Consider the following 12,954-nt stretch of genomic DNA (forward strand, 5'->3'; position numbering starts at 1 on the left):
AATCCTAAGACCTTCATCATTCACGCGGCATGGCTGCGTCAGGCTTTCGCCCATTGCGCAAGATTCCCTACTGCTGCCTCCCGTAGGAGTCTGGGCCGTGTCTCAGTCCCAGTGTGGCTGATCATCCTCTCAGACCAGCTATGGATCGTAGCCTTGGTAGGCCTTTACCCTACCAACTAGCTAATCCAACGCGGGCTACTCCAATGGCGATAAATCTTTCCCCCGAAGGGCACATACGGTATTAGCTGAAGTTTCCCTCAGTTGTTCCGTACCAAAGGGCACATTCCCACGCGTTACTCACCCGTCCGCCGCTCACCCGAAGGTGCGCTCGACTTGCATGTATTAGGCCTGCCGCCAGCGTTCGCTCTGAGCCAGGATCAAACTCTCAGGTTGAGTTGACGTTCTGACTTAGCGTCCCCGATGCCGAAGCATCGGCTGGCATTTTAGTCTGCGTAGTTCTTGACGAGTTCCCATTCACATCGATGCCTAAGGACCGAAATCCCCAGGTATCCATATTCATGGTGTCTTCAAGAGACCGCAGAATTCGTCAGCGTCGAGCTAGTCTGGTTAGGACTAGCGCCAGGACGCCGCCGCCTGCGTTTCTCTTTCCAATTCAACGATGTCAAAGACCGCGACCGGGTTTCCCCTGCCCCACTGTTTTGCGCCGGTGGGCGGCGGAGGCGGCTATCTATTGACCGGCCTCTTTAGTGTCAATCGGTCTTTTCAGACTTTCTGCGGATACCCCGGTTGCCCAGGAATTGACCGCAAAAATCACCGCGGGCCGCCGAGGGGCTTCCCTCAAGTCCGTGACGATTCGATTGAAGGCTGGGAACATACTCATCTAGAACCGAAAATCAAGCGCCTTGTGGGCGAGGTCTTCGTTTCCCGGTGTGTGTGTTCCCGGCGGAGGCGGCTATCTAGTTGGCGCCCGTTCCCGCGTCAACCGATTGTCACGGATTTTGTCGGAAACTGTCGGAATGTCGCGCCGTATCGAGGGGCGCATGGCCTTGCGCACGCCCCATGCGCCCGGCACTACTCGCGGCCGGGAGGTGGGGGATGCTGTCGCAGAAGGCGAAATACGGCCTGCGGGCGCTGGTCGAGCTGGCCCGCGCCGATGGCGTGCAGGTGAGCGCCGGCGAACTGGCCGCCCGCGCCGGCGCGCCGCGCAAGTTCCTCGAGGCGATTCTGCTGGAGCTGTCCCGAAGCCAGATCGTGGTCAGCCGCCGGGGCAAGTTCGGCGGCTATGTGCTGGCCCGCCCGCCGTCGGAGATCACCTTCGCCGAGGTGATTCGGATCGTCGATGGCCCCCTGGCGCTGGCCCCCTGCGTCAGCCCGCGACTCGGTTTCCGCAAATGCGCCGACTGCCCGGACCTGGAGACCTGCACCCTGCGCGAGGCCCTGCTGCGCGCCCGCGACGCCACCGCCGAGGTGCTGGAGGCCTACACGCTGGCCGACGCGGCGGTCTCCGGGGCGCCGGAGCCGATTCGCTCGATCGTCTGACCGGGCTCAACTGGCCGCGATGTAGGCCTTGAGGCCATCCGCCTCGGCCTCGACCTCGGAGATCTTCCATTTCACCAGGTCGCCGATGGAGACGATGCCCACCAGGCGGTCGTTCTTGCAGACCGGCAGGTGGCGGATGCGCCGGTCGGTCATCCGGGTCAGCAGCGAATCGATCGTCTCGCCGGGATCGGCCACCACCACCTTGGCGGTCATGAAGTCCGAGACCGGCCGTTTCAGCGCCGCCGCGCCGCCGGTGGCGACAGCGCGGACGATATCGCGCTCGGACAGTATGCCCGCGACCCGGTCCGCCTCCAGCACGACGAACGCGCCGACGCCTTTGGAATGCAGGAGTTCCGCGACCGCGCCGACCGTTTCCCCGGGCTTGATCGTGAAGACCGCATCGCCCTTGGTCTTGAGAATCTGCGAGACCAGCATGCGCCGCCTCCTGTTCCCGGTTTATGGGCCATCACGTTTGCCCAGTTTCAACGGGTACACAATGCACACCCGCGTCACGCACGCGTGACGGCGGCGTTCCGCCCCCTGTCGCGTAGACGGCGGGGGAGGTGGCGGCGAAGGCGGCGGAGGTGGCGCTTAGCGGCGTCCCGCCAGCCAGGCGAAGGGGCCGATCAGCAGGACGCCGGCCGCGAAACCGGCCAGATGCGCCTCCCAGCCGACCAGGGCGTCGCCGCCGCCGGGGACCAGCAGGCTGCCGCTGACCGCCATGATCAGGTTGATCACCACCCACGCCGCGCCCATCTGCAGCACCGCCGGGGAGAACATCCGCCCGACGCGCCCCTGGCCGCCGATGATTCGCGCCGCGCCGCCCATCAGCCCGGACGCCGCGCCCGACGCCCCGATCACTGACACGCCCTGCCCCCAGTGCACCGCCGCGAACCCCAGGGTCGCCACGATCCCGGTGGTCAGGAAGAACAGGAAATAGGCCGCCGCGCCGCCGGCCCCGCGCCCCAGCAGCCGCGCCACCGGCGCCCCGAACGCCAGGCAGAAGCCGGCGTTCATCAGCGCGTGCGACCAGTTGCCATGCACGAACATCGAGCTGACCAACCGCTCGGGATGGCCGCCCAGCAGCTGCGGCGGCGAAAAGGCGAAGGCCTGCTCCACCTGCTGCAGGTCGAACCGGCTCTGTACGGCATAGGCCGCGACGATGCCCAGGGTCACCGCCACCACCGGCCACGGCGCATTGACCATCGGCTCGGGGGCGGGGCGATATCCGGGCTCACCGGCCCGCGGCGTTCCCGATCCGCCCGGCGCGGGGGCTTCGAAATGGAGCACGTTCATCGGGCCTCATGTAAGCCGTGTCGCCGCGTCGCGCGAGAGTTGCCGCGATGACGCCTTGCGATGGCCATGGCGCTTGGCGATGGTGCAGCCGCTCCATGTTCCCTTTCCAGGCAGACTTGATGACCCGTTTCCTGCGCGCCGGCCCGATCCTCGCCGCCGCGCTCGCGCTCGCTGTCCCCTACGCCGCCCAGGCCCAAGCCGCGGTCCCCGAGCTGGCCCCGGTCCCCGCCAAACTTGCCCCCGGCCAGTGGCCGCAGTCGACCTCGGACCTGAAGGCCGACCCGGCGATCCGCTTCGGCGCCCTGCCCAACGGCATGCGCTATGCGATCCGCAAGCAGGCGACCCCGCCCGGCCGCGCCGCCTACCGCCTGTGGTTCGCCTCCGGGTCGATGATGGAGACCGACGCCCAGCAGGGCCTCGCCCACTTCCTGGAGCACATGGCCTTCAACGGCTCCAAGCAGGTCAAGGAAGGCGAGATGGTCAAGATCCTGGAGCGCCTGGGCCTGGCCTTCGGGCCCGACACCAACGCCGCCACCGGCTTTTCCGAGACCAGCTACCAGCTGGACCTGCCGAAGACCGACCCCGAGACCCTCGACACCTCGCTGATGCTGATGCGCGAGACGGCCTTCAACCTGACCATCGCGCCGGACGCGGTCGACCGCGAGCGCGGCGTGGTGCTGTCGGAGGAACGCGCCCGCGCCACCCCCAGCTACCGGGTCGGCATCGCGCGCATGACGTTCCTGATGAAGGACCAGCGCCTGCCCACCCGCCTGCCGATCGGCAAGGTGGAGATTCTCAAGACCGCGCCCGCCAGCCTGATCGCCGACTACTACCGTCACTGGTACCGGCCCGAGCGCGCGGTGTTCGTGGCGGTCGGCGACTTCGACCTCGACGCCATGGAGGCCAAGATCCGCTCGGCGTTCGGCGACTGGAAAGCCCAGGCCCCGCCCCTGCCCGAGCCCGAGCAGGGCCCGGTGGCCCCGCGCAAGGCCGAGGCCCGGCTGGTGGTCGACCCCGGAGTCACCCAGACCCTGCAGGTGGCCTGGCTGAGCCCGCCGGACCTGTCGCTGGACACCGCCGCCAAGCGCCGCCGCGACCTGACCGAGACCCTGGGCCTGGCGGTGCTGAACCGCCGCTACTCGGCCATCTCGCGGGCCGCCGATCCACCCTTCCTGGGCGCCGGCGCCTTCAAGGGCGAACAGGACGACGCCGCGGAGATCGCCACCATCGGGGTCAATGCGGACCCCGGCCACTGGCGCGAAGCCCTGGCCGCCGTCGAGCAGGAACAGCGCCGGCTGATCCAGTACGGCGTGCGGCAGGACGAGCTGGACCGCGAGGTCGCGGAGATCCGCGCCGGCCTGACGGCCGACCTGGCCGGCGCCGCCACCCGCCGCCAGACCGAGCTGGCCGAGGAGATCGTCAGCTCGCTGGCCGACAACGTCGTGGTGACCTCGCCGGGCGACGACCTGGCCCGCTTCGAGGCCGACGTGAAGGACCTGAAGGCCGATACCGTCAACGCGGCGCTGAGGACCGTCTTCCAGGGCCAGGGGCCGCTGGTGTTCATGGCCTCGCCGACCCCCATCGAGGGCGGCGAGGCGACAGTGCTCGCCGCCCTCACCGCCTCCCAGCAGGTCGCCGTGCTGCCGCCCGCCCAGGCCAAGCAGGTGGCCTGGCCCTACGAGAGCTTCGGCGCGCCCGGCAAGGTCGCGGCGCGGCGCGAGGTGGCGGACCTGAAGACCACCTTCGTGCGCTTCGAGAACGGCGTGCGGCTCACCGTCAAGCCGACGGGGTTCCGCGACGACGAGGTGCTGGTGCGGGTGAACATCGGCCAGGGCATGCTGAACCTGCCGAACGACCGCCAGAGCCCGTTCTGGGCGTCCAGCGCCTTGATCGAAGGCGGCCTGAAGAAGATCGACGTCGAGCAGATGGAACAGGTGCTGGCCTCCAAGGTGTTCGGCGGCCGCTTCAGCTTCACCGACGACGCCCTGGTCCTCTCGGGCGGCACCCGGACCGGCGACCTGCCGACCCAGCTCCAGGTGCTGGCCGCCTACGCCAGCGAGCCGGCCTGGCGCGAGGCCGCCTTCCAGCGGATCAAGTCGGCCGGCAAGACCCTCCACGACCAGTACGAGTCCACCGACAGCGGCGTCATGGCCCGCGACCTCTCGGGCCTGCTGCACTCCGGCGACCGCCGCTGGACCTTCCCCAGCACGGCCGAGATCGCCGGCGCCAGGCTGGGCGACGTCGAGGCCGCCGTCATGCCAGACCTGTCTAACGGCCCGCTGGAGGTGGTGATCGTCGGCGACATCTCCGTCGACCAGGCCATCGCGCAGACCGGCGCCACCTTTGGCGCCCTGCCCCGGCGCCCGGACCGCAAGCCCGTCCCGCCCGCGGCCCACGTCGTGGCCTTCCCGAAGGGCTCGGCCCAGCCCGTCGTGCTGACCCACAAGGGCCGCGCCGACCAGGCCATCGGCTACATCGGCTGGGGCACCACCGACTACTGGGTCAACCCGCAGCTGGCCCGCGACACCGCGATCCTGCGCGAGGTGATGAAGCTGCGCCTCACCGACGAACTGCGCGAGGCCCAGGGCGCCACCTATTCCCCCGACGTCGGCTCCCAGCACAGCCTGGTCTGGAGCGGCTGGGGCTACATCGCCGCCAACGTCGAGGTGCCGCCGGAGAAGCTGCCCGGCTTCTTCGCCGACACCCTGAAGATCGCCCGCGACCTGACCCTCAACGAGGTCGGCGCCGACGAACTGGCCCGCGCCAAGAAGCCGCGCATAGAGGGCCTGGAGAAGGCGCAGCTGACCAACGGCTACTGGGTCGGCGAGCTCTCCGGCGCCCAGGCCGACCCGCGCCGCCTCGACGTGATCCGCCAGATCGTCCCCGGCACCGAACGGGTCACCGCCGCCGACGTCAAACACGCCGCTCAGGTCTGGCTGAAGCCCGAAGCCGCCTACCGAATCGTCATCCAGCCGGAGGTCAAGCCGGTCGACTGAGCATCGTTTCCCTCCCCTTATGGGGAGGGACAGCTTGCCGAGGGCAAGCCGGGTGGGGAACTCACGACCGGACAGTGAGCTTGAACCCCCATTCCCCACCCCGCTCGCCTTCGGCGAGTCGATCCTCCCCATAAAGGGGAGGGAAACCTCACGCCGCCTTCTGGCCCGCCTCGTACACCGGCGCCTCGTCGGCCGGCAGGGCCGCCCGACCCCGGATGACGTCGGAGATCTTCTCGGCGATCATGATGGTCGGCGCATTGGTGTTGCCCCCCACCAGGGTCGGCATGACCGAGGCGTCGACGACCCGCAGGCCGGAGAGCCCCTGCACGCGGCACTCGCCGTCGACCACCGCCATGGGATCGCCCGCCACGCCCATCCGGCAGGTGCCGACCGGATGATAGATGGTCTCCGAGGTGCGGCGGATCCAGGCGTCGATCTCGGCGTCGGTCTGCACGGCCTCGCCGGGCGCGAATTCCTCGCTGATGTAGGGCTTCAGCGCCGGCTGCTTCGCCACCTCGCGCATCATCTTCACGCCCTCGCGCAGGGCCCGGCGATCCTCCTCGGTCGCGAGGTAGTTGGCGAAGATGGCCGGATCGTCCATCGGGTCGGCGGACTTCAGCCCCACCCGCCCGCGGCTCTCGGGCCGCAACTGACAGACGTGGAAGGTGAAGCCGTCCTTCTCCACCTGCACCTTGCCGTGGTCCTGCATGATCGCCAGCACCGTGTGGATCTGCAGGTCGGGCCGGTCCAGGTCGGGCCGCGAGCGCAGGAAGGCGCCGCTCTCCAGTCCCTGGATGCGGCCCAGCCCCTTCTTGAACAGCAGGTAGTTGAGCCCGATGCCCAGGGTCTTGATCAGGCCCTTGCGCAGCGAATAGAGCGTGATCGGCTGCGGACACGCCCAGGACAGGCAGACGTCGAGATGGTCCTGCAGGTTGGCGCCGACGCCCTTCAGTTCGTGCACGACCGCGATGCCATGGCGGCCCAGTTCCTCCGGATCGCCGATGCCGGACAGCTGCAGGATCTGTGGCGACTGCACCGCGCCGGCGCACAGCAGCACCTCGGCGTCGGCGTGGACCACGCGGCGGGCCTTTGTCGCCTCCTCGAAGATCTCGACCCCGGTCGCCCGTCCGTTCTCCACCACGATCCGGGTGGTCCGCGCGCCGGTCAGGGTGGTCAGGTTCGGGCGGGTCAGCACGGGGTGCAGATAGCCCCGCGCCGCGCTCCAGCGCTCGCCGTCGTGGATGGTCAACTGGTACGGGCCCCAGCCCTCCTGCTGGAAACCGTTGAAATCCTTGGTCAGCGGGAAGCCGGCCTCGCCGCCGGCCTCGATGACCGCGCTGTAGATCGGGTTCGGCGACGCGGCCTTGGAGACCTTCAGCGGCCCGTCGCCGCCGTGCCAGGCGTCGCCGCCGCCTTCCAGCGCCTCCGAGCGCTTGAAGTAGGGCAGCACATCGGCATAGCCCCAGCCGCCCAGCCCCATCTGGCGCCACTGGTCGTAGTCGCGCGCGTGGCCGCGGATGTAGATCATGCCGTTGATCGACGACGACCCGCCCCAGCCCTTGCCCCGCGGCCACCACAGCTTGCGGTCCTCCAGGTTGGGCTCGGCCTCAGTCCAGAAGCCCCAGTTGTAGGGGCCCGGCTTGCCGATCAGCGCGCCGACCCCGGCCGGCATCCGGACCATCAGCGACTTGTCCTTGCCCCCGGCCTCCAGCAGCAGGACGCGCTTGGTCCCGTCCTCGCTCAGCCGGTTGGCCAGCACGCAGCCCGCCGAGCCGGCGCCGATGATGATGTAGTCGTATCGGTCCACGCGTCTCGTCCCTGCACCGCTAAATCGGCGGGACACTGACCCAGCCGCGCCGCCCCGGCAAGAGTGACGCCCGCGTCAACTTCAGACCTGGGTCTCGAACCACAGGATGGCGGCGATGAACAGCAGCAGCGCCACGACGGAGAAGATCATCAGGAAGACGGTGCGCCACAGCGCCGAGCCGGTCTTCAGCCCGTAGGCGCCCTTCAGTTGGAAGAACATGTGCGCCGGCACGATGGCCCACGCCGCCAACCACGTCAGGCCCGCCACCATCCCGCCGATCCGGGTGGCCACCGCCAGGACCATCACCAGCAGCGACATGAAGGTGATCGAATAAAGCACGAAGACCCCGTGGTCGTAGAGCGTGAACCCCTTCTTCCACAGGAACAGCAGGGCCACGAACGGGATCGAGATGGGCGCCAGCAGAAAGGAGAATTTGTAGAACGCCTGCTGCAGCTTGAAGATCGCCAGTTCGGGGTTGTCGAGCTTCTCCTGCAGCTTCTCGTCCAGCTTCGCGTTGCCGGTGCTGAAGCCGTTCTTGCCGACGGTCTGCTTGGCCAACTCCTTCTTCCAGTCGGTCGCGACGACCACCTTGTCGCCCGCCGTCCTGTCGCCCGGCGCCTTGGCTCCGGTCGTCACCTGGACGACGTCGCGCCGGGCGTCGCGGAGATCGGTGGCCGCGTCGACCGCCTCGCCCTGCGCCTCCGTCAGCGCGCTCTGCGCGTCCTCCTGCGCCTCCGGCGTCCTGGCTTTGGCCAGCGCTGCCTTGGCGTTGGCCACGTCGGTGTTGCGCTTGGCCAGCTTGGCCGCCGCCACCGCCTGCTGCTCGACGACGTTTTCCTTCGGCTTCGGCAGGTAGCTGATCGCCATGAACATCACGAAGATCGTGAACAGGAACAGCGCCAGCGGCGAGACGTAGCGCGTCCGCTTGCCCATCACCCATTCGCGGGTCAGCCGGCCGGGCCGGAACGCCAGCAGCGGCAATGTCCGCCAGGTGCGGCTGTCGAAGTGCATCACCCCGTGCAGCAGCTCCTCGCCCAGGTGCAGCAGGGTGCGGTGGACGTGGCTGGGGTTGCCGCAGTTGTGGCAGAACCGCCCGACCGTCTCGGTCCCGCAGTCGGCGCACTCGGTGTGGTGCTCGCCCGCCTCGCCCGTCGGCTTCTCGAACTGCGACGCGATCAGCCCGCCCGTCGCCACCCCGCCCAACGCGTCCAGATCCACCATGCCGTCCCCGCGAGCTTCCGCACGAATGTGCCGGGATTGGTGCAGTGCGGCAAGGGGTCATCGTTGCCGTTTTGTTCCAATACCTCTACGCTGCCGTTCCTTTCCCGCCGGAGGCGGGAGAGGAACGGCGCTCAGCCAAAGAAGGATAGGCAGTACGCCCCTTACCGCCCCTGCCAGTTCGGTGCGCGCTTCTGCGAGAAGGCCAGCGGCCCCTCCTTGAAGTCCTCGGAGGTATAGAGCGCCGCCACCGCCGGATAGCGGTTCTGGCCCTTCAGCGCCGCCTCAAGGCTGGGCTCGTCCAGGCCCCTGTAGACCGCCTCCTTGGAGGCCCGGATCGACATCGGGCCCAGTTCGCAGATCTGCTTGGCGAGCGCATGGGCGGCGCGCATCAGGTCCTGGGGCGCGGTCACCTCGTGGACGAAGCCCAGTTCCTTGCCCTCGGCGGCGGAGACCCGTCGCGCGGTCAGGATCATGCCCATGGCCTGCTTGGTCCCGATGGCGCGCGGCAGCCGGTGCAGGCCGCCGGCCAGCGCCGCCAGCCCGACCCGCGGCTCCGGCAGGGCGAACACCGCCGTGTCCGCCGCCACGATAATGTCGCAGGCCAGCGCGATCTCGAACCCGCCGCCCATGGCCACCCCGTTCACGGCGGCGATCAGCGGCTTGGCCAGGTCGAACCGCGAGGTCAGGCCCGCGAACCCTGACGGCGGCGAACCCATCTTGCCGCCGGTCGCCTGGTGCTTGAGGTCGTTGCCGGCCGAGAACGCCCGCTCGCCAGCCCCGGTGACGATGCCCACCCACTGGTCGGGATCGGCGGCGAAGGCGTCGACCGCCTCGTGCATCTCGAAGTGGGCCGGCGAATGCAGGGCATTCATCACCTCCGGCCGGTTCAGCGTGAAGGTCGTGACCGGCCCGTCCCGCTCCACCTTGATGAATTCATAGGCCATGGCGTCCTCCTCGGATTGTTGGGCCGGAGGGTCGGAGGATGCCGGTGCGTCCGTCAACACAAGAACGGACCACCCTCAAAAGATCGCCATCTCCGGCTTGTCCCGGGGATGATGGGCAGAGGAGGGAAGGCCTGGCGTCCAGCCTCAGGCGACAGCCAGCTCCACCGCCCGCGCCGGCTCATGCGCCACGTCGTCGGGCCGGAAGTCGCGCAGCACCGCGGCGTATTCCAGCATGATGCCGTTCGGATCGCGGAAGTAGACCGAGCGGACCCACACGCCCTCGTGCAGGTCGCGCGCCACGCCCATCGGGCTGTCGTCGTGGTTCACCACCATCGGCACCGAGACATGCACCCCGGCCGCCTGCAGCCGCGCCACCGAGGCCTCCAGCTCGCTCTCGTCCAGGTGGAAGGCGACGTGGTTCATCGAGCCCACCGCCGTCTTGGGCTCTGTCGGGAAGGCCTTCACCGAGGCGATCCCCGGCGCCTCCGGCGGCGAGTCGGGCCACCAGAAGAACGCCAGCAGCGAGCTGCCGCCGCAGTCGAAGAAGAAGTGCTGCCCGCCGTCCGGCAGCGCCACGGTCTTCACCAGCGGCATGCCCAGCGCCCCGGTGTAGAACGCGACCGTCTCGGCCATGTCCCGGCAGACGAGCGCCAGATGGTTGATCCCCTTGGTCTGCATGGTGGTCTCCTCAGAATTCCAGCACGATCTTACCGAAATGCTCGCCTGCGGCCATCGCCGCGAAGGCCGCCTTGACCTCGGTGAACGGGAACACCTTGTCGACCACCGGCTGGATGTTGTGCAACTCGATCGCCCGGCACATCGCCTCGAACATGTCGCGCGAGCCGACGAAGACGCCCTGCAGCTTGGCGGCGTTGCCGATCAGGGCGGCGGGGTTGAACGCGTCGCCGGCGCCGGCGACGATCCCGATGATCGAGATGTGCCCGCCGATGCGGATGGCGCGCATGCTCTGCTGGATGGTGCCGCCGCCGCCGACCTCCATGATGAAGTCCGCGCCCCGACCGCCGGTCGCCGTGCGCACCGGGCCGGCCCAGTCCGGCGTGGTCTTGTAGTTGACCAGGTGATCGGCCCCCAGCGCCTTGGCCCGCGCCAGCTTCTCGTCGGACGAGGAGGTGATCAGGGTGCGCAGGCCCGCCGCATGGGCGAACTGCAGGCCGAACACCGAGACCCCGCCGGTGCCCTGCAGCACCACCGTGTCGCCCGGCTGCAGGTCGGCGTCCTCGAACAGCGCCCGCCACGCCGTCAGCGCCGCGCACGGCAGGGTCGCCACCTGCTGGTCGCTCAGGAAGTCGGGGACCTTGGACACTCCGTCCTGATTGAACGTCTGCAGCTCCGCCCCCGCCCCGGGGATCGGGAAGCCCAGCGCCGTCCCGGCCTTCTCCAGGGTCGCCGGCCCGGAGATCCAGCCCTGGAAGAACAGCGTCGCCACCCGGTCGCCCGGCTTGACGCGGGTGACACCCACGCCCACCGCCTCGACCACGCCGCAGCCGTCGGAGAACGGGGTGATCACGTCGCCGGAGGAGGTCGGCGCGCGGCCGTACATGCCCTGCACCATCAACAGGTCGCGATAGTTCAGCGACACCGCCTTCATGCGGACCAGCACCTCGCCCGGGCCCGGCGTCGGGTCGGGCTTGTCAACCACCTGGATGGCGTCAAATCCCCAGGGGGCGGCGACGTTGAGGGCGCGCATGGTATCTCCTCCGTTTGCGCCATCATCGGCGCCCCGGGACGCCGCCGCAACCGTGCCCTCACGTCAGGGGCGACCTAGGCCGGGTCGAGCCGCTTGACGCTGTACAGCCGCAGGGCGCCCAGCAGGCCCACCACGCACATCGCCGTCATCAGCAGGTAGCCCCGCGCGCCGAAGCGGTCGAACAGCGGCCCCGACGCCAGGGTCGCCAGGCCCATCAGGACGCCGCCGGACAGCGCCGAGGTGACCGTCTGGGCCGCCGAGGCGTTGCGCGGACTGGACAGCTTCTCGGCCAGCTGCAGCGAGGCCAGGAACGTCGCGGCATAGCTCAGGAAATGCAGCGCCTGCAGCGGGAACACCAGCCAAAGCGGCGGGCTGAAGGCGAAGGCCGTCCAGCGGATCGCCGCCGCCGCCCCGCCCAGCACCAGCAGGTTGCGCGGCCCCATCCGGCGGCGCCACGGCTCCAGGAACCACATGAACCCGACCTCAGCGGCCACGCCCACCGCCCACAGCATCCCGGTCAGGCTCTCGGGAAACCCCTGCTGCTTCCAGGCCAGGGTGGAGAAGCCGTAATAGAAGGCATGCGCCGACTGGATCAGGCCGCAGGCGACCGCGGCGGTCATGAAGCCGGGGTCTTTCAGCAACTCCCCCAGGCCGGCGAGCCGGTCCTTCAGCGCCGCCGCCTCGCCCGCCTCGTGCACCGGGTCGGGCGGCAGCAGCAGCCGCGCCCCCAGCGCCGTCAGCGCCACCGCGGCGGTCATCCACACCAGCACCACCTCGGGCGAGCCCCAGGTCAGCAGCGCGCCGACGCTGATATTGGCGACCATGAACGCCACCGAGCCCATGCCCCGCGGCCAGCCGAAGTTGAACCCGTCGCGCCGCGCCCGGTTCAGCACCAGCACGTCGGCCAGCGGCGGCAGGGTCGTGAAGGTCGCCGAGCCCGCGAACCACACCACCGCCCAGCCGCCGAACCCCAGCGGCAGCGCCATCAGCGCATAGGCCGCCGCCACCGCCAGGGCCATGAAGATCAGCGCCGTGCGCCGCAGCCGGAAGCTGTCGGCCCACACCGCCATCAGCGGCGCGGTCAGGGTCCGCGCCATCAGCGGCAGCGACAGGATCAGCCCGATCTGCGCGCCCGACAGCCCATGGTGCGCGAACCACACCGGCATGTAGGGCGAACTGGCCCCCGTCCCGACAAAGATCGCCGAATAGAACAGGCCCAGGCGGATCGGCAGCGACATCTGCGCCGGCTCTACAGGAGTCGCGCCGCGAGTGCCTCCCCCGTCGGGTGTGAGAACGCCTCTTCGAGCGTCAGCCATCATTTCGGTGACCATTTCGGTGCGCTGACGGCCCCTCGCGCCGCCTTCCGTGGCGGCGGCGTTGACTCGCCTCGCGCCCCCCATAACGTGGTCCGACAACCGCCACGAAGGCGGGTCGAAGACGGCGGGAGGACCAGCCATGACCGTCTCAGCGGCGCCTGCCGTG

The 12,954-nt window shown here is 69.2% G+C and carries 10 protein-coding genes and 1 rRNA gene; 2 read left to right on the plus strand and 9 right to left on the minus strand.

Going from position 1 to position 12,954, the window contains the following annotated elements:
• A 16S ribosomal RNA gene (locus Q0R13_RS03865) occupies window positions 1–393 on the minus strand; the annotation flags it as partial.
• A gap of 663 nt (window positions 394–1,056) precedes the next feature.
• On the opposite strand from Q0R13_RS03865, the gene Q0R13_RS03870 reads away from it, so the two are divergent.
• Window positions 1,057–1,500 (plus strand): Rrf2 family transcriptional regulator, encoded by a 444-nt coding sequence (locus tag Q0R13_RS03870; protein WP_293899753.1) that lies wholly within the window; start codon window positions 1,057–1,059, stop codon window positions 1,498–1,500.
• A 6-nt stretch (window positions 1,501–1,506) separates the two neighbouring features.
• On the opposite strand, the gene Q0R13_RS03875 is transcribed toward Q0R13_RS03870, so the two are convergent.
• A complete protein-coding gene (locus tag Q0R13_RS03875; protein WP_293899756.1) occupies window positions 1,507–1,935 on the minus strand; it encodes a CBS domain-containing protein in 429 nt (142 codons plus the stop codon).
• A gap of 156 nt (window positions 1,936–2,091) precedes the next feature.
• Window positions 2,092–2,796, minus strand: a complete 705-nt coding sequence (locus Q0R13_RS03880) for a rhomboid family intramembrane serine protease (RefSeq protein WP_293899759.1) — start codon at window positions 2,794–2,796, stop codon at window positions 2,092–2,094.
• Between the two features lie 119 nt (window positions 2,797–2,915).
• Here Q0R13_RS03880 and Q0R13_RS03885 point away from each other — a divergent pair, with 119 nt between their 5' ends.
• The gene (locus Q0R13_RS03885) at window positions 2,916–5,792 is read left to right on the plus strand and encodes a pitrilysin family protein (RefSeq protein ID WP_293899762.1); all 2,877 of its coding nucleotides are present in this window, start codon (window positions 2,916–2,918) and stop codon (window positions 5,790–5,792) included.
• A gap of 148 nt (window positions 5,793–5,940) precedes the next feature.
• On the opposite strand, the gene Q0R13_RS03890 is transcribed toward Q0R13_RS03885, so the two are convergent.
• The 6 genes from Q0R13_RS03890 to Q0R13_RS03915 form a co-directional block, all read right to left on the minus strand.
• Entirely contained in the window at window positions 5,941–7,599 is a 1,659-nt protein-coding gene (locus tag Q0R13_RS03890) for a choline dehydrogenase (protein WP_293899765.1), read from the minus strand.
• A gap of 81 nt (window positions 7,600–7,680) precedes the next feature.
• Window positions 7,681–8,820 (minus strand): DUF3667 domain-containing protein, encoded by a 1,140-nt coding sequence (locus Q0R13_RS03895; RefSeq protein WP_293899767.1) that lies wholly within the window; start codon window positions 8,818–8,820, stop codon window positions 7,681–7,683.
• Window positions 8,821–8,981: 161 nt separating this feature from the next.
• Window positions 8,982–9,764, minus strand: a complete 783-nt coding sequence (locus Q0R13_RS03900; protein WP_293899770.1) for an enoyl-CoA hydratase-related protein — start codon at window positions 9,762–9,764, stop codon at window positions 8,982–8,984.
• A gap of 144 nt (window positions 9,765–9,908) precedes the next feature.
• Entirely contained in the window at window positions 9,909–10,442 is a 534-nt protein-coding gene (locus Q0R13_RS03905) for a VOC family protein (RefSeq protein WP_293899773.1), read from the minus strand.
• 10 nt (window positions 10,443–10,452) lie between these two features.
• The gene (locus tag Q0R13_RS03910) at window positions 10,453–11,472 is read right to left on the minus strand and encodes an NAD(P)-dependent alcohol dehydrogenase (protein WP_293899776.1); all 1,020 of its coding nucleotides are present in this window, start codon (window positions 11,470–11,472) and stop codon (window positions 10,453–10,455) included.
• A 74-nt stretch (window positions 11,473–11,546) separates the two neighbouring features.
• Window positions 11,547–12,710 carry an MFS transporter gene (locus Q0R13_RS03915; RefSeq protein WP_293899779.1) on the minus strand — a complete coding sequence of 388 codons (1,164 nt, stop codon included), beginning with the start codon at window positions 12,708–12,710 and terminating at the stop codon, window positions 11,547–11,549.
• Between the last annotated feature and the right edge of the window lie 244 nt (window positions 12,711–12,954).

The organism is Phenylobacterium sp., from assembly GCF_025351295.1.
Classification (GTDB): Bacteria; Pseudomonadota; Alphaproteobacteria; order Caulobacterales; family Caulobacteraceae; genus Phenylobacterium.

Excerpts from the sequence above, each read along its gene's own strand:
- Q0R13_RS03905 (WP_293899773.1), bottom strand. The coding sequence starts at position 10,442 with ATGCAGACCAAGGGGATCAACCATCTGGCGCTCGTCTGCCGGGACATG.
- Q0R13_RS03910 (WP_293899776.1), bottom strand. The coding sequence starts at position 11,472 with ATGCGCGCCCTCAACGTCGCCGCCCCCTGGGGATTTGACGCCATCCAG.
- Q0R13_RS03915 (WP_293899779.1), bottom strand. The coding sequence starts at position 12,710 with ATGTCGCTGCCGATCCGCCTGGGCCTGTTCTATTCGGCGATCTTTGTC.
- Q0R13_RS03895 (WP_293899767.1), bottom strand. The coding sequence starts at position 8,820 with ATGGTGGATCTGGACGCGTTGGGCGGGGTGGCGACGGGCGGGCTGATC.
- Q0R13_RS03870 (WP_293899753.1), top strand. The coding sequence starts at position 1,057 with ATGCTGTCGCAGAAGGCGAAATACGGCCTGCGGGCGCTGGTCGAGCTG.
- Q0R13_RS03885 (WP_293899762.1), top strand. The coding sequence starts at position 2,916 with ATGACCCGTTTCCTGCGCGCCGGCCCGATCCTCGCCGCCGCGCTCGCG.
- Q0R13_RS03880 (WP_293899759.1), bottom strand. The coding sequence starts at position 2,796 with ATGAACGTGCTCCATTTCGAAGCCCCCGCGCCGGGCGGATCGGGAACG.
- Q0R13_RS03875 (WP_293899756.1), bottom strand. The coding sequence starts at position 1,935 with ATGCTGGTCTCGCAGATTCTCAAGACCAAGGGCGATGCGGTCTTCACG.
- Q0R13_RS03900 (WP_293899770.1), bottom strand. The coding sequence starts at position 9,764 with ATGGCCTATGAATTCATCAAGGTGGAGCGGGACGGGCCGGTCACGACC.